12 protein-coding genes are annotated in these 16,258 nt (G+C 67.8%); 9 read left to right on the top strand and 3 right to left on the bottom strand.

All coding sequences use genetic code 11. The features are described 5' to 3' along the window. Positions 1-3: 3 nt before the first annotated feature. The 7 genes from CFB49_RS28420 (at position 4) to CFB49_RS28450 (ending at position 8,502) form a co-directional block, all read left to right on the top strand. Complete coding sequence (locus CFB49_RS28420; RefSeq protein ID WP_089492981.1) at positions 4-408, top strand: GlcG/HbpS family heme-binding protein; 405 nt, start codon at positions 4-6, stop codon at positions 406-408. A gap of 236 nt (positions 409-644) precedes the next feature. Further along, positions 645-2,819, top strand: coding sequence for a malate synthase G (locus CFB49_RS28425; protein ID WP_089492982.1), 2,175 nt, complete (start codon positions 645-647; stop codon positions 2,817-2,819). Between the two features lie 562 nt (positions 2,820-3,381). Beyond that, entirely contained in the window at positions 3,382-4,947 is a 1,566-nt protein-coding gene (locus CFB49_RS28430) for a sensor domain-containing diguanylate cyclase (protein ID WP_069621732.1), read from the top strand. A 161-nt stretch (positions 4,948-5,108) separates the two neighbouring features. Continuing rightward, positions 5,109-6,494: a cache domain-containing protein gene (locus CFB49_RS28435; protein ID WP_069621733.1), complete on the top strand. Its 1,386-nt coding sequence runs from the start codon at positions 5,109-5,111 to the stop codon at positions 6,492-6,494. A gap of 31 nt (positions 6,495-6,525) precedes the next feature. Beyond that, on the top strand, positions 6,526-7,170 hold the full coding sequence (locus tag CFB49_RS28440; protein WP_069621734.1) for a response regulator: 645 nt from the start codon (positions 6,526-6,528) through the stop codon (positions 7,168-7,170). Positions 7,171-7,372: 202 nt separating this feature from the next. Continuing rightward, entirely contained in the window at positions 7,373-7,909 is a 537-nt protein-coding gene (locus CFB49_RS28445; RefSeq protein ID WP_089492983.1) for a hypothetical protein, read from the top strand. Next, on the top strand, positions 7,909-8,502 hold the full coding sequence (locus CFB49_RS28450; protein WP_069621736.1) for a type VI secretion system amidase effector protein Tae4: 594 nt from the start codon (positions 7,909-7,911) through the stop codon (positions 8,500-8,502). The genes CFB49_RS28445 and CFB49_RS28450 overlap by 1 nt, the downstream gene beginning before the upstream one ends. A gap of 378 nt (positions 8,503-8,880) precedes the next feature. On the opposite strand, the gene CFB49_RS28460 is transcribed toward CFB49_RS28450, so the two are convergent. Then, a complete protein-coding gene (locus CFB49_RS28460) occupies positions 8,881-9,477 on the bottom strand; it encodes an MlaC/ttg2D family ABC transporter substrate-binding protein (protein WP_069619683.1) in 597 nt (198 codons plus the stop codon). 326 nt (positions 9,478-9,803) lie between these two features. On the opposite strand from CFB49_RS28460, the gene CFB49_RS28465 reads away from it, so the two are divergent. Next, complete coding sequence (locus CFB49_RS28465) at positions 9,804-12,437, top strand: MMPL family transporter (RefSeq protein ID WP_089437335.1); 2,634 nt, start codon at positions 9,804-9,806, stop codon at positions 12,435-12,437. Then, positions 12,430-13,449 (top strand): MlaA family lipoprotein, encoded by a 1,020-nt coding sequence (locus CFB49_RS28470; RefSeq protein ID WP_089492985.1) that lies wholly within the window; start codon positions 12,430-12,432, stop codon positions 13,447-13,449. The genes CFB49_RS28465 and CFB49_RS28470 overlap by 8 nt, the downstream gene beginning before the upstream one ends. 116 nt (positions 13,450-13,565) lie before the next feature. Here CFB49_RS28470 and CFB49_RS28475 read toward each other — a convergent pair whose 3' ends face one another. Beyond that, positions 13,566-14,273 (bottom strand): phosphorylase, encoded by a 708-nt coding sequence (locus CFB49_RS28475; RefSeq protein ID WP_089492986.1) that lies wholly within the window; start codon positions 14,271-14,273, stop codon positions 13,566-13,568. Between the two features lie 3 nt (positions 14,274-14,276). Continuing rightward, the gene (gene shc, locus CFB49_RS28480) at positions 14,277-16,250 is read right to left on the bottom strand and encodes a squalene--hopene cyclase (protein WP_089492987.1); all 1,974 of its coding nucleotides are present in this window, start codon (positions 16,248-16,250) and stop codon (positions 14,277-14,279) included. Positions 16,251-16,258: the final 8 nt, after the last annotated feature.

The raw sequence follows: 16,258 nt of genomic DNA on the forward strand, positions 1-16,258 counted from the left end.
GCCATGCAAACGAAACCCGAACTCGAACTGGCCGATGCCGAGCGCATGCTCGCCGCGGCCCGCGCGGAAGCGGAACGCCACGGCTGGGCCATGTCGATCGCCGTCGTCGACGATGGCGGCCACCTGCTCGCGTTCGCGCGGCTGAACGGCGCATCGCCGGCCAGCAGCGCCATCGCGCAGGACAAGGCGCGCGCGGCGGCGCTCGGCCGTCGCGAGACGAAGGCGTATGAGGATATGATCAACGGTGGCCGCACCGCGTTCCTGAGCGCGCCGCTGACGGGGTTACTCGAAGGCGGCGTGCCGGTCACGGTCGACGGCCGGATTGCAGGCGCGATCGGTGTGTCTGGCGTAAAGTCCGAACAGGACGCGCAGATCGCCCGCGCTGGTACACAAAGCGTCGTGGCATAGGGCCTGTTCACGCTAATAACAGGCTTGCGAACGTGCCTTTCCGCCCGCAGGGCAAGGAGTAAGGAGCGCCGTTTGGCCGTGCCAAACAAGCGACGCACGACGCCGCCATGCGGGCGGAAAGGCACGTTCCCCATTTGGAAAAATGCATTCGTGGGGCCTGCGCAAGCCCGTTATTAGCGTGAACAGGCCCTACAGCCAACGCGCGCGCGTTTTTCAATTCCCCGGGAGGAATCACGATGATCGACCAAGCAGGACTGCAAGTCGCGCCAGCGCTGAGCCAGTTCATTGAAAACGAAGCGCTGCCGGGCACCGGCATCGACAAGGCCGCGTTCTGGAGCGGTTTCTCGGCGCTGGTGCACGACCTCGCGCCGCGCAACCGCGCACTGCTCGCCGAGCGCGACCGCCTGCAGCAGGAACTCGACGCGTGGCATCGCGCGCACCCGGGCCCGGTACGCGACCATGCCGCGTATCGCGCGTTCCTCGAACAGATCGGCTACCTCGTGCCGGTCCCGTCGAACGTCGCGGCAGCCACCGCGAACGTCGACAGCGAGATCGCCACGCAGGCCGGCCCGCAGCTCGTCGTGCCGCTGTCGAACGCGCGCTATGCGCTGAACGCCGCGAACGCCCGCTGGGGCAGCCTGTACGACGCGCTGTACGGCACCGACGCGCTGCCCGAAGACGGCGGCGCCGAACGCACCGCGGCCTACAACCCGACGCGCGGCCAACGCGTGATCGACTATGCGCGCAACGTGCTCGACAACGCGGCGCCGCTCGCGAGCGGCTCGCACCGCGACGTGCTGCGCTACCGCGTGCAGGACGGCCAGCTCGCGGTCGAAACCGCGAAGGGCAACGTCGCGCTCGCGCAGCCGGCGCAGTTCGTCGGCTACCAGGGCGCGGCCGATGCGCCGTCCGCGATCCTGCTGAAGCACAACGGCCTGCATCTCGAGATCCAGATCGACGCGTCGACGCCGATCGGCCGCGCCGATCTCGCGAACGTGAAGGATGTCGTGCTCGAAGCGGCGGTCAGCACGATCATCGACTGCGAGGATTCGGTCGCGGCGGTCGACGCCGACGACAAGGTCCAGCTCTACCGCAACTGGCTCGGCCTGATGCAGGGCACGCTCGTCGAGGAAGTCGCGAAGGGCGGCAAGACGTTTACGCGCCGCCTGAACGCCGATCGCGAGTACACGACGCCGGCCGGCGGCACGCTGTCGCTGCACGGCCGCTCGCTGCTGTTCGTGCGCAACGTCGGCCACCTGATGACCAACGGCGCGGTGCTCGATCGCGACGGCAACGAGATTCCGGAAGGGATCCTCGACGGCGTCGTCACGACGCTGTGCGCGCTGCACGACCTGAAGGCGAAGCGCAACTCGCGCACGGGCTCGATCTACATCGTGAAGCCGAAGATGCACGGCCCGGCCGAAGTCGCGTTCGCCGACACGCTGTTCGCGCGCATCGAGGATCTGTACGCGCTGCCGCGCAACACGCTGAAGATGGGCATCATGGACGAGGAGCGCCGCACCAGCGTGAACCTCGCCGCGTGCATCGCGGCAGCCGCCGCGCGCGTCGCGTTCATCAACACCGGCTTCCTCGACCGCACCGGCGACGAGATGCACACCGCGATGGAAGCGGGCCCGATGATCCGCAAGGGCGACATGAAATCGTCGGCGTGGATCCAGTCGTACGAGCGCAACAACGTGCTCGCGGGCCTGTCGGCCGGCCTGCGCGGCCGCGCGCAGATCGGCAAGGGCATGTGGGCGATGCCGGACCTGATGCATGCGATGCTCGAGCAGAAGATCGCGCATCCGCGCGCCGGCGCGAACACCGCCTGGGTGCCGTCGCCGACCGCCGCGACGCTGCACGCGCTGCACTACCACCTCGTCGACGTGCAGGCCGTCCAGCAGGAACTCGAAAAGACGCCGTACGCGAGCGAGCGCGACGCGCTGCTCGAAGGGCTGCTGACCGTGCCGGTCGTCGAACGCGCCGCGTGGAGCGAGGCCGAGATCCTGAGCGAGGTCGAGAACAACGCGCAGGGCATCCTCGGTTACGTCGTGCGCTGGGTCGAACAGGGCGTCGGCTGCTCGAAGGTGCCGGACATTCACGACGTCGGCCTGATGGAAGATCGCGCGACGCTGCGCATTTCGAGCCAGCACATCGCGAACTGGTTGCGCCATGGCGTGATCACCGAGGCGTTCGTGCTCGACGTGTTCAAGCGCATGGCCCGCGTCGTCGACCAGCAGAACGCGGGCGACCCGAACTATCGCCCGATGGCGCCCGGCTACGACCAGTCGACCGCGTTCAAGGCCGCGTGCGCGCTCGCGCTGCAAGGCACGTCGCAGCCGAGCGGCTATACCGAGCCGCTGCTGCATCGGTTCCGGCTCACGTTCAAGGCGCAACAGCACGGCGCCTGAACCCGCGCATGCGGGCTCGCCCGCATGCCGGGCGCCGGTCGTACGCCGATCTTGCAAAACGGGCAGCCCGCGCGGCTGCCCGTTCTCATATTCGCGGGCACCCGGCCGTTGAAACCAATAATCGGTACATGTCGCGCGCTTTCGCGTGCGGTGCTCGCCCGGCGTTAATCCCCGTGCGTCCGCGGCCGTACGCCGCGCGACGTTTTCCGCGCTGCCGCAAAGCCTTGCGCGGCAACGCTCCGCCCGATATTTGCAAGCCCGGGATTACGCTGAAATTTGATCCCGATCAATGGGTTGCAACATTTTCCGCGCGCGCAAACACGCGCGTTATACTCCGTTCAATTCACGTCGCGATTCGTCAGATGGTCGAATTGCAGCAGACGTTACCTGTGAATACCCGGTTTATCGGTTTCTCGGGCCGCGATTGTCGATAATCGGTGCCCGGTTTCTCCGCTGAACGGAAGGCTGGCACGGGAAGGGCGCGCACCGGATCGCCACCGGTAGTCATACGAACAATCGCATCGGCCCGCCGCCCGGCGACGATGCCCCCGATCCACGGACCATGGCAGAAACCGACTACGCAATGCCCAGCGAATCCGGCGTGACGAGCCGTGTCGCCGCTCATCTGCGCCGGTCCCTCCTGCCGCACCTGATCTTCTATACGGGGCTGCTGATTGCGCTGATCCTGCTGCTGCTGTGCGGGATCGTGCTGTACGAAGGCCGCATCGACGCGCGCGACCGCTCGCGCAGCATGCAGCAGAACCTCGCGCTGATGGCGTCGTGGGACATCGAACGCAACATCGAGATCTATTCGCTGTCGCTGCAGGCGGTCGTCGAAGGCGCGAACGACCCGGCGGTGACCCGGCTGCCGATGGCGCTGCGCCGCCAGGTGCTGTTCGACCGCGCGACGACCGCCAAGTACCTCGGCGGCATCTACGTGCTCGACGCGAAAGGCGACATCGCGGTCGACGGCATGAGCGACGTGCCGCGCAAGGCCAACTTCGCCAACGAACCGTACTTCACCGTGCACCGCGACAACCCCGACGTCGGCCTGTACGTCAGCCCCCCGTATCACTCGCGGCTGCGCGGCGGCTCGCCGAGCATCGCGCTCAGCCGGCGGATCACGCGGCCCGACGGATCGTTCGGCGGCGTCGCGGTGATGTCGATCCGGCTCGAATATTTCCAGAACCTGTTCTCGCGCCTGTCGCTCGGCGATCGCGGCTCGGTCGCGCTGATCAACACGGATGGCAGGATGGTCGCGCGCGAGCCGTACGACCCCAAGATCGTCGGCCGCGACATCAGCCGCGCGAGCACGTTCCGGCACTTCATGACCGCCAACGAAGGCAGCTTCGCCGATACCGCGACGATCGACGGCGTGCGGCGCCTGTACGTGTTCCGGCACCTCGAGCACCTGCCGCTCATCGTCATGGTCGCGCGCTCGGAAGCGGACACCTACGCCGCGTGGTACGACCGTGCGATTCCGATCGGCTCCGCGATGGTCGCGCTCGCGATCGGCTTCGTCGGCCTGTCGCTGCTCCTCGACGTGCAACTGCGCAAACGCCATCGCGCGGAAACCGAGCTGCAGGCGCTCGCACGCACCGACGGCCTGACGGGTCTCGACAACCGCCGGATGCTCGACGTCACGCTCGCGCGCGAATGGCGCCGCGCCGCGCGCTCGCAACATGCGCTGTCGCTGCTGTTCATCGACGTCGACGACTTCAAGCGCTACAACGACACGCAGGGCCACCAGGCCGGCGACGACGCACTCGCCGCGGTCGGCCACTGCATCGCCGGCTGCCTGCGCCGCCCGGCCGACTATGCGGCGCGCTACGGCGGCGAGGAATTCGTCGTCGTGCTGCCGGACATCGATACGGACGGCGCGGTGACGATCGCCGAAACCATCCGCACGGGCATCCTCGATCTCGGCATCCGGCACGACGCAGGCACGGTCGGCCGCCTGACGGTGAGCATCGGCGTGACGACCAGCTATCCCGAACACGACGACAACATCCAGGCCGCGCTGAAGCGGGCCGACGATGCGCTGTATCGGGCGAAGGAAGGCGGGCGCAACCGCATCGCCGTGCAGGCGGCCACGTCGCCCGACACTCGCGAATCGCGGCGCGCCTGAGCGCACGGGCAGCGGCGGGACGGCCGCCGCCGCCCGCATGCAAAATCGCCGACAATACCGGCTCGATATGCCACCGCGCCGCCGCGCGGCCGATGCGCCCGGCCTGCGCGCCTAGCCGGCCGCGCCTAGCCGCCCGCGCAGGCCGGCCGCTTCGCACCACCATGAGACTCAAGGCAAAGATCTTCCTTCTGGCCATCGTGCCGTTCCTGCTCGCGATCGCCGGCATCGGCTTCGGCGTGCGCCAGCAGGCGACGTCGCTCGCGCGCACGCAGCACGCGACGATCCAGGCCGCGTACCTGTCGAGCAAGGAAGTCGAGCTGAAGCACTACGTCGAGCTCGCGACGAGCGCGATCATGCCGCTCTACGACGCGAGCGGCCGCAATGCGCGCGACGACGCGCTGCTGCGCACGCAGGCCCTCGCGATGCTGCAGAAGATGGATTTCGGCCCCGACGGCTATTTCTTCGTCTACGACCTGCACGGCAATTCGCTGATGCATCCGCGCGAGCCCGAGCGCGTCGGCCACAATTTCTGGTCGATGCGCGACCCGCAGGGCGCGCTCACGATCCAGAAGCTGATCGGCGCGGCGTCGCAGGGCGGCGGCTACGTGCGTTACGCATGGCAGCGGCCGTCGACGGGCCGCGTCGCGCCGAAGCTCGGCTACGTCGTCGCGCTCGAGCGCTGGGGCTGGATGGTCGGCACCGGCATCTATCTCGACGACGTCGACACCGCGCTGCAGCGCATCGATGCGCGCGCGTCCGCGAACATCGAGCGCACGATGAGCTGGCTCACCGCGATCGCGCTCACCGGCGCGGCGGCGATCGCCGTGTGCGCGCTGGTACTGAACGTCAGCGAGTCGCGCAGCGCAGATGCGAAGCTCAAGCTGCTCGCGCAGCGCGTCGTCGAATCGCAGGAGCAGGAGCGCGCGCGGCTGTCGCGCGAACTGCACGACGGGATCAGCCAGATGATGGTGTCCGCGAAGCTGATGCTCGAATCCGCGCTTGCGCGCTTCGAGCGCGGCACGTCGCGCGTGCCCGAAGCCGAACAGGCGCTCGCGTCGGGCGTCGGGCGGCTCGGCGACACGCTGCGCGAAGTCCGACGCATCTCGCACGCGCTGCGCCCGTCGATGCTCGACGATCTCGGCCTCGCGGCCGCGCTCGAGCAACTCGTGCGCGAGCTGGGCGCGGAAAGCGGCATCGACATCGGTTACACGCAGGTCGCGCACGGCGGCACGCGGCCGCTGCCCGAAGCCGTCAACACCGCGCTGTTCCGGATCGCGCAGGAAGCGCTGAGCAACATCGTGCATCATGCGCGGGCGTCGCGCGCGGCCGTCACGCTCGACGTCGGCGCACAATCCGTCACGCTGACCATCGCCGACAACGGCTGCGGCTTCGACGCCGAACGCTCGCAGGCCGACGCGCGCCGCGGCATCGGCCTGCGCAACATGCGCGAGCGCCTCGACGCGCTCGACGGCACGCTGACGATCACGTCGCAGGTCGGCCATACCGTCGTGGCCGCGCGCGTGCCGCTGCGGCGCGCCGCCGCCTGAGCACGCACACCCTACCCGGAGACCTTTGCCCATGAGCGCCCCCGATACCGCCCGGCCCGCCGCGCGACTGCTGCTCGTCGACGATCACCCGCTCGTGCGCGACGGCTTGCGGATGCGGCTCGAAGCGGCCGACCTGTCCGTGGTCGGCGAGGCCGGCAACGCGGACGAGGCGCTCGCGCTGGCCGCATCGCTCGAACCCGATCTCGCGCTGATGGACGTCGGCATGAACGGAATGAACGGCATCACGCTCGCGGGCGTGTTCCATGAGCGTTTTCCGGGCATTCGCGTGCTGATGCTGTCGATGCACGACAACATCGAGTACGTGACGCAGGCGGTGCGCGCCGGCGCGAGCGGCTACCTGCTGAAGGATTCGCCCGCGAGCGAGATCGTCCGCGCGATCGGCGTGGTGCTGGCCGGGCAGACCTTCTTCAGCGAAGGGCTGGCCGCGCGGATGATCCAGGCCAGCGCGACGGCATCGCCGCTGGACCGGCTGACGCCGCGCGAGCGCGACATCCTCGACGCGCTGGCCGAAGGGCTGTCGAGCAAGCAGATCGCGCAACAGACGGGGCTGTCGGTGCGCACGGTCGAGACGCACCGGCTCAACCTGAAACGCAAGCTGGAGATCGAAGGGCAGGCCGAGCTGATCAAGTTCGCGGTCGAGCATCGGCGGCGGTAGGCGCGAACTCGGATTGCTCGCGCGACGCGCAATTCACTTTCAAATTTCATACTTGTCCAATCGACCTCACCCTGGGGCGATGGAATTCTTTCGCTTGCCGAAACGAGCACCGTGCTCGTGATTCGCATGACACGCGTGAACTCGTCATGCGGCCCCCGGCATCACCGGCTGATATCGGTGACCTGGATCGAGGAGCGAAATCATGATGCGCCGTATCGCCGTTGTCGGTGACACGCTGGAAACCGGCGGACACATTTTCGCCTACGCAGGGCCGCCGTTCACGTTTGGCGACGCTGGCCATCAGGTTGCGCTGATCGGCGGCCTCGCGTTCTGCGAAGAGATGGGCGGCCCCAAGCGCATTGAATTCATGGGTGAGACGGCGGCCGACGGCGACATCGTTCAATGTCGATGCTCGTCACCACCGCGCATCGTCGCGCTGCTCTCCGGCAATTCATGGTGCGACGACCAGGCGGAAGCGGCAGGCATCGTTACTTCCGGACTGAACCGGGCAGGCAATGTCACGAGCTTAGCCGCAGGTGCCTACGACGAATGCGTCCGCGCCGTCGGAAACGGCGCGTCACCAGACTATCCCTACATCATCGAAACATCGGACGGGCGCATTCATTCAGGCAGGCTCGACAGCACCGGGTGCCTGCCGCGCATCCATACGACCGACAGCGACGAGTACACGGTCTATTGGGGCGACGAAGCGCTCGCGAGATCGGACGGAGACGCTTAATGCCGAACGGAAAAACAGTCGTCAGGACGACCGCCGTGCAAAACTCGTACAAGGAAGTCGAGCTGAAGTCGGTGACGTTTTCCGAGCTGTGGAAGAACTACGCTCACGGTAACCCGTACGATGATCCGAACGGACAGTACAAGAACCAGTGTGCGATCCGGATGAGCGTGACGCTGCACAAGGTCGGCATCGCAATGAAGTCGTTTTCGCAGAAGTGGGTTCGGCCGATGCCAGGCAAACCGGCGCTGGGCCGCCTTCTGATCGACGGCAAACCGACCGCGACTCGCGCATACGAGTTTGCGGAGTGGTTGAAGCTGCGGCCGATCGCGGGAGTACTGGCCCCCGAGAACATCACGGGCCCGAATTGGGCGAGTAGGGTATCCGGTCGGACCGGAATCATATTCTTCGACGGCTATTGGCTTCAGGATGGCGACTCACCGGACAACTTGAGCGGCGGTCACGTCGACCTCTGGAACGGGAGCAAACTCACCGGCTTCGGATCAGGCGTGCGGATCTCATGGAATATAGTCCTACCGGGCATCTGGTCGGATTTCCGAAATTCGAAAACCATCTTGTTTTTTCCCGTCAAATGAAACTCGTGACTGTGGTAGCAGGCGCACTTGTCGGTGGAGCGCTCGCGACAATGTTCTGCTGGGGAGCGCTCTACGTGTACGGGGCATTCGTCCTGCATGGCGAGGGAAGCCTCTTCGACACGGACCCGGAGATCGCGAATCTATTTTTCGTCACATGGGGCGGATTGATTTTAATTTTCGCAATGGCCGGCGCAATTGTCGTGACTCGCAGGAAATCCCGTTAGCCAACGGATTACCCCTACGATGCTGTTTTTTCTCGCTTCGTATGTGATTCGCTGAGTCAGCCTACTCGCCGTAGCCACCCTCGTTCGACCGACCTACGAATAGAAAAGGCGCCCGAAGGCGCCTTCCTTGCATCCGAACAACGCGCAACAGCCGTCAGTTCGTCCGCGAATTGTGCTTCTGCAGATACGCGATCAGCCCGTCGATCCCGCCCGCCGCGAGCTGGCTCTTGAACTGGCCCTGGTAGACCTGGATCAGCCACGCGCCCGACATGTCGATGTCGTAGATCTTCCAGTCGTTGCCGACCTTGCCGAGACGATAGCCGACCGACTGGCTGTCGCCCGGCGTCGTGACCGTCGACTGCACGAGCGCATCGGCGCCCGACGCGCCGCCGGCCTTGAACGAGAACTTCGCGTCCTGGTTGCCGAGCTGCGCGAGCGACGCGGCGTAGGTGCGCGTCATCAGCAACCGGAACTGCTTGTACAGCTCCTGCTGCTGTTGCGGCGTGGCCTGCTTCCACGCGTCGCCGACCGCGATGCGGGTCGTGCGCTCGAAGTTGGTCACGGGCAGGAAGCGCTGCTCGACGACCTGCGTGATCTTCGCCATGTCACCGCCGCGCGCGGCCGGATCGGCCTTCATCGCATTGACGGTGCCCTCGACCGCCGTGCGGACGATATCGACCGGCGCGCTCTGCGCGAAAGCGGAAACCGACACGGCGGCCGCCGCGACGAAAGCAAACAGATGACGTTTCATACGAATTTCGCACTCGATGGGAAAAAACGGCCGGCTCTTTGCATCGGCCGGTGGAGCAAAGTATACCGGGCCTGCCGCCGCGTTGCCGCGCGGTGACCGACTGTTACCTTTCAGCGTCGTTTGTCACAGGCGCTTGGCGGCGCGTCGACGCATCGCCGCGGCGATTATGTAAATATCTGCATACAAATGATCCGGCCGCGCGATCCGATTGCCACGCCGGGAGCAAATATCCTTCCCGCCCCGATTCTCCGCAACGTCACGACCGTCGCCGCGCTGCGCCGGTATACTTGGCTACTTTGCCCTAGCCAGCCGCTCCCCACCGCCACATGGTGACATCTCTCATCGTCCGACTCGTTGCGTGGTCGGTGCGCCGCCCCGTCTGGGTCGTCGTCCTGTCGCTCGTCATCGCCGCCTGCAGCGGCGTCTACGTCGCGCAGCATTTCAAGATCAACACCGACATCAGCAAGCTCGTCGATGCGGAACCGCAATGGGCCGCGCTCGGCCAGGCGGTCGACAAGGCGTTCCCGCAACGCAACGGCACGATCCTCGCGGTCGTCGAGGCGCCCGCGCCCGAATTCGCGACGGCCGCCGCGCATGCGCTGACCGAAGCGCTGCAGAAGGACGCCGACGCCGGCCGCATCGGCCCGGTCGCCGAACCGGGCGGCGGCCCGTTCTTCGAGCACAACGGGCTGCTGTTCCTGTCGCCGCAGGAGGTCTCGGATACGACCGCGCAGCTCGCGAGCGCGCGCCCGCTCGTCAACGAACTCGCGAAGAACCCGAGCCTCACCGGCCTCGCCACCACGCTGTCCACCACGCTCGGCCAGCCGCTCCTCACCGGCCAGGTGAAGCTGCCCGCGATGGCGAAGCTGCTCGCGCGCAGCGCGGCGACGGTCGACGACGTGCTGGCCGGCAAGCCGGCCGCGTTCTCGTGGCGCGCGCTGGTCGACAACGACGCCGCGCGGCAGCCCGCGCGCGCGTTCGTCACCGTGCAGCCGGTGGTCAACTACGGTGCGCTAAAGGCCGGCGCGGCAACGAGCCAGGTGATCCGCGACGCGGCCCGCTCGCTCGACCTCGAAAAGCGCTACGGCGCGGCCGTGCGCCTGACCGGCGAACAGCCGCTCGCCGACGACGAATTCGCGTCGGTCGAAGACGGCGCCGCGCTCAACGGCGTGCTCACGCTGCTCGCCGTGCTCGTCATCCTGTGGCTGGCGCTGCGCTCGAAGCGGATGATCGGCTCGGTGCTCGTCACGCTGTTCGTCGGCCTCGTCGTGACGGCCGCGCTCGGCCTTGCGATGGTCGGCTCGCTGAACATGATCTCGGTCGCGTTCATGGTGCTGTTCGTCGGCCTCGGCGTCGACTTCTCGATCCAGTACGGCGTGAAGTACCGCGAGGAACGCTTCCGCGACGAGCGCATCGACCACGCGCTGATCGGCGCCGCGCACTCGATGGGCATGCCGCTCGCGCTCGCCACCGCGGCCGTCGCCGCGAGCTTCTTCTCGTTCATCCCCACTGCGTATCGCGGCGTGTCCGAGCTCGGCCTGATCGCGGGCGTCGGCATGTTCGTCGCGCTGCTGACCACGCTCACGCTGCTGCCCGCGCTGCTGCGCCTGTTCGCGCCGCCGGGCGAATCGAGGACGCCGGGCTTCCCGTGGCTCGCGCCGGTCGACGATTACCTCGATCGCCATCGCAAGCCGATCCTGATCGGCACGCTGACGGTCGTGATCGGCGCGCTGCCGCTGCTCGCGTTCCTGCATTTCGACTTCAACCCGCTGCACCTGAAGGACCCGAACAGCGAATCGATGGCGACGCTGCTCGCGCTGAAGGATTCGCCGGAAGCCGCCGTCAACGACGTCACGCTGCTCGCGCCATCGCTCGCGCAAGCCGACGCGGCCGCGAAGCGCCTCGACGCGCTGCCCGAAGTCGGCCGCACGACCACGCTGTCGACCTTCATCCCCGCCGACCAGCCGGCCAAGCGCGCGGCGATCGCCGTGGCCGCGAGCGAACTGCTGCCCGCGCTGACGCAGCCGGCCGCGCCGCCCGCGACCGACGCGCAACGCGTGGCCGCGCTCAAGCGCGTGTCGGATCTGCTGAGCTATGCGGCCGAGGATCACCCCGGCCCGGGCGCCGCGGCCGCGCAGCACCTGTCCGCGTCGCTCGCGAAGCTCGCCGCCGCCGACAGCGCGACGCGCGACCGTGCCGAACGCGCGTTCTCCGATACGCTGCGCATCGCGCTCAACCAGCTCGCCGCGCTGCTGCAGCCGCAGGACATCACGCGCGAATCGCTGCCGCCGCAGATCGTGCGCGACTGGGTCGCGCCGGACGGCCACTCGCTCGTGCAGATCTCGCCGAAGGTGCCGAAGGGCGTCGACCCGGGCGACGACACGATGCTGCGCCGTTTCGCCAAGGCCGTGAAGGCGGCGGAACCGGGCGCGACCGGCGGGCCGATCTCGATCCTGCATTCGGCCGACACGATCATCAACGCGTTCCTGCACGCGGCGCTGTGGTCGATCATCTCGATCACGGTCCTGCTGTGGGTCACGCTGCGCCGCTTTGGCGACGTGCTGCGCACGCTGGTGCCGCTGCTCGTGTCGGGCATCGTGACGCTCGAGATGTGCGTCGTGCTCGGCATGTCGCTGAACTTCGCAAACATCATCGCGCTGCCGCTGATGCTCGGCGTCGGCGTCGCGTTCAAGGTGTATTTCGTGATGGCATGGCGCGCGGGGCAGACGGGGCTGCTGCATTCGAGCCTCACGCACGCCGTGCTGTTCAGCGCCGCGACGACGGCGACCGCCTTCGGCAGCCTGTGGCTGTCGCACCATCCGGGCACGTCGAGCATGGGCAAGCTGCTCGCGCTGGCCCTGACCTGTACGCTGATCGGCGCCGTGGTGTTCCAGCCCGTCCTGATGGGCAAACCGCGCGTCAAACGCGCCAAGAACCAATCGCAAGGAATCAATGAATAAGGTGCGAATCATTGCGGCGACCGTCGCCGCCAGCGCGATGCTGACCGGCTGCGCGACGGGACCGAACCGCAATCCCAACGACCCGCTCGAGCCGATGAACCGGGCGATGTACAAGTTCAACGACACGGTCGACACGAACATCGCCCAGCCGATCGCGAAGGGCTACCAGAAGGTCACGCCGACGCCGGTGCGCACTGCGATCAGCAACTTCTTCTCGAACCTCGGCGATCTCGGCAACATGGCGAACAACCTGCTGCAGTTGCGCATCACCGATGCGACGCAGGATCTGATGCGCGTGGCGATGAACTCGCTGTTCGGCGTCGCCGGCCTGATCGACATCGCGACGCCGGCCGGGCTGCCGAAGCATCACCAGGATTTCGGGCTGACGATGGCGCGCTGGGGCATGCCGTCCGGCCCGTACCTCGTGCTGCCCGTGTTCGGGCCGAGCACGATCCGCGACGGCGTCGGCCGCGCGGTGGACGTGCGCTTCAACCTGCTGAACTACATCGAGCCGGCCGCGCGCAATCCGATGTACATCGCGCAGTTCATCAGCGCGCGCTCGGACCTGCTCGGGGCGACCGACCTGTTGAAGCAGGCCGCGCTGGATCCGTATTCGTTCGTCCGCGATGCGTATCTGCAGCAGCGCAAGTCGCTGACGTATCGCGGCCAGTCGGCATCGGCCGCGGCACCGAACTACGCGGAGCCGGGTGAAGCGGGCGCGGTGCCGGCGGCCACGCCGACCACGCCGGGCGGCTTGCCGAACTATGAGGATCCGGGCGAGTCGGGCGGCGCATCGGGCGCGGCGCCGAACAACACGCCGGCCGCGCCGGGCCTGCCGCAGTACGACGATCCGGGTGCGGATAATGCGATGCCGGCGAGTGCGCCTGCTGCTGCGCCGGCGGCTGCACCGGCGGCCGCTTCGGTCGGTGCGACGACGGCGCCGGCCGCCAACGGTGCGCCGATCGCGCCGGCAATGCCGACGCTGCCGGCAAGCAGCCCGGCCGCGCAGTAACGCCGCAACGGCGGCCACGCAAAAGCAAAGAGCGCTGCATCAGCAGCGCTCTTTTTTTGTCCGCACGAAACGGCAGCAAACCGGGAAGCGGGGGATACGACAGCAGCGAACGCCGCTCAGACGATCCGCATCGCCCCCGCACGCTCGAACGCATGCCGCGCCTGGATCAACGTCGTGCGCGCCGCGCGCGCATCGCCCGCGACCTGCAGCAACGGACCAAGCTGCGACGGCTGCTTCAGCAGTTCGCGCAGGATCGGCAGGATCGCCGTGCTGCCGTCGTCGCGCAGGCCGGCCGTCGCCGCGCGCGGCAGCGTGCGCCACGCCGGATCGACGATCGCGCGGCACACCGCGAACGGCACGCCGCGCGCGGCCGCGAAGGCCGCTGCGATGTGCGACTCCATGTCGACGGCCAGCGCGCCCTTCGCGCGATGCAGCGACGTCTTTTCCTGTTCGCTGACCACCGGCGCGCCGACCGCCGCGATCGTGCCGCGCGTGACGCGCGCCCACACCGGCGTGTCATGCAGCGCGGCGACGAGCCGCGCGCTCCAGCTCGCATCGGTCTGTACGCGGCCGAACGGCCCGTCGATCGCGTCCGCGATCACGAGCGCGCCCGGCGCGAGGTCGGGCGCGAGCCCGCCCGCGGTGCCGAAGCTGACGATGCCCGCGCAACCGCGCGCGGTCGCTTCGGCCAGTGCGCGCTCGAGCCGGTCGGCCCGCGCGGCGAACACGGCCTCGACGCCGTCGCCGCGCGCGATGCGCGCCTCGAATGCCATCCCCGTGACCGCGATGACGGGCAATGCGCCGTTGTGTTGCGTCGCCGGCACGCGTTACATCCCGACCGTCACGCGCGTCGCGTTCGCGCGCTTCAGGTTGCGGTAGCGCGCGAGCGCCCACAGCGGGAAGAACTTGCGATAGCCGTGGTAGCGCAGGTAGAACACGCGCGGGAAGCCCGTCGCCGTGAAGCGCGTCTCGTCCCACAAGCCTTCTTCGTTCTGCTGCGCGACCAGGTAGTCGACGCCGCGCGCCACGGCCGGGTTGTTCACCTCGCCCGCCGCCATCAGGCCGAGCAGCGCCCAGGCCGTCTGCGACGCCGTGCTCGGCGCCTGCTCGTAACCGCGGTAGTTCAGTTTGTAGCTGTCGCCGTCCTCGCCCCAGCCGCCGTCCTTGTTCTGGATCGACAGCAGCCATTGCGCCGCGCGCTTCATGCGCGGGTCGTCCGGCGTCAGGCCGGCCGCGTTCAGCGAGCACAGGGCCGTCCACGTGCCGTACACGTAGTTCATCCCCCAGCGGCCGTACCAGCTGCCGTCCGGCTCCTGTTCCTTCAGCATGTAGTCGAGCGCGCGGCGGGCCGGCTCGCTGTTCAGCGGCGTCTCGCCGAGCTGCGACAGCATCGACAGGCAGCGGCCCGACACGTCGGCCGTCGGCGGATCGAGCAGCGCGCCGTGATCGGAGAACGGGATGTTGTTCAGGTAGTACTGCGTGTTTTCCGGTTCGAACGCGCCCCAGCCGCCGTCGCTGCTCTGCATGCCGACGACCCATTCGCGCGCACGCGCCATCGATTCGCGATACGTGTCCGACTCCGTGAGCTTCTGCGCACGATCCATCGCCATCACGACCACGGCCGTATCGTCGACATCCGGGTAGTGCGCGTTCGCGTACTGGAACGCCCAGCCGCCGGGCCGCACGTTCGGGCGGCGCGAGATCCAGTCGCCGCGCACGTCGAGGATCTGCAGCGGACGCAGCCATTCGAGGCCGCGCAGCACGGCTTCCTGCGCACGCGCATCGCCGGTCTCGAGCAGCGCGTGCGCAACGAGCGACGTGTCCCACACGGGCGACAGGCACGGCTGGCAATACGCTTCGTCGTCGTGCACGACGAGCAGCTTGTCGAGCGCCTTGCGCGCGATCGCGCGGTTCGGATGATCTTCCGCGTAGCCGAGCACGTCGTACATCATCACCGCGTTGGCCATCGCCGGATAGATCGCGCCGAGGCCGTCCTCGCCGTTCAGGCGCTCGTCGACGAACGACACGGCCTGGCGGATCGCGCGTTCGCGCGTGTAGCTCGGGAACAGGCCGTCGACCGCGCGCAGCGCATGGTCGACCACGCGGAAGAACGCGAACCAGCCGGCGCTCTGGTGCCCCTGGCGCGGCAGCAGCCCGGCGTTGACGGGCGGGTCGATGAACAGCTCGTCGATGCGCACGCCGCGCGGGTTCTTCGCGAGCGGACGCTTCGCGTTCAGCACCAGCAGCGGCACGATCACCGTGCGCGCCCAGTACGACACCTTCGACAAGTGGAACGGGAACCACTGCGGCAGCAGCATGATCTCGACCGGCATCATCGGCACCGCGCGCCACGGAATCGCACCGTACAGCGCGAGCTGGATACGCGTGAACACGTTCGACATCTCGGCGCCGCCCATCGCGTGGATGGCGCGGCGCGCGCGCTGCATGTGCTCGGCGTTCTCGTCGTCGCCGATCACCTTCAGCGCGAAATACGCCTTCACGCTCGCGCTGATGTTCGGTGCGCCGTCGGTGAACAGCGGCCAGCCGCCGTCGGCCTGCTGGATGCGGCGCAGATACTTGCCGATCTTCTGTTCGAGCTCGAGGTTCGGCGTCTCGCCCAGATAGTGGACGAGCAGCACGTATTCGGCGGGAATCGTCGAATCGGCTTCGAGTTCGTAGACCCAGTGTCCGTCCGCTTGCTGCGCGGCCAGCAGCGCATCGGTCGCGCGCGCGACAGCCGCGTCGACGTCGGCCGGCACGGCGCCGGCGGACAAGGTAGCCATTTCGGTGAGATCGTTCATCGGTCCCT

Source organism: Burkholderia sp. AU17457 (assembly GCF_002223255.1).
In the GTDB taxonomy this organism is placed as follows: domain Bacteria; phylum Pseudomonadota; class Gammaproteobacteria; order Burkholderiales; family Burkholderiaceae; genus Burkholderia; species Burkholderia sola.

What these genes read in the sequence shown, in the direction of transcription:
- CFB49_RS28470 (WP_089492985.1), top strand. Translation starts at nt 12,430, where the DNA reads ATGAATAAGGTGCGAATCATTGCGGCGACCGTCGCCGCCAGCGCGATG.
- CFB49_RS28440 (WP_069621734.1), top strand. Translation starts at nt 6,526, where the DNA reads ATGAGCGCCCCCGATACCGCCCGGCCCGCCGCGCGACTGCTGCTCGTC.
- CFB49_RS28425 (WP_089492982.1), top strand. Translation starts at nt 645, where the DNA reads ATGATCGACCAAGCAGGACTGCAAGTCGCGCCAGCGCTGAGCCAGTTC.
- CFB49_RS28420 (WP_089492981.1), top strand. Translation starts at nt 4, where the DNA reads ATGCAAACGAAACCCGAACTCGAACTGGCCGATGCCGAGCGCATGCTC.
- shc (WP_089492987.1), bottom strand. Translation starts at nt 16,250, where the DNA reads ATGAACGATCTCACCGAAATGGCTACCTTGTCCGCCGGCGCCGTGCCG.
- CFB49_RS28465 (WP_089437335.1), top strand. Translation starts at nt 9,804, where the DNA reads ATGGTGACATCTCTCATCGTCCGACTCGTTGCGTGGTCGGTGCGCCGC.
- CFB49_RS28450 (WP_069621736.1), top strand. Translation starts at nt 7,909, where the DNA reads ATGCCGAACGGAAAAACAGTCGTCAGGACGACCGCCGTGCAAAACTCG.
- CFB49_RS28435 (WP_069621733.1), top strand. Translation starts at nt 5,109, where the DNA reads ATGAGACTCAAGGCAAAGATCTTCCTTCTGGCCATCGTGCCGTTCCTG.
- CFB49_RS28445 (WP_089492983.1), top strand. Translation starts at nt 7,373, where the DNA reads ATGATGCGCCGTATCGCCGTTGTCGGTGACACGCTGGAAACCGGCGGA.
- CFB49_RS28430 (WP_069621732.1), top strand. Translation starts at nt 3,382, where the DNA reads ATGGCAGAAACCGACTACGCAATGCCCAGCGAATCCGGCGTGACGAGC.
- CFB49_RS28460 (WP_069619683.1), bottom strand. Translation starts at nt 9,477, where the DNA reads ATGAAACGTCATCTGTTTGCTTTCGTCGCGGCGGCCGCCGTGTCGGTT.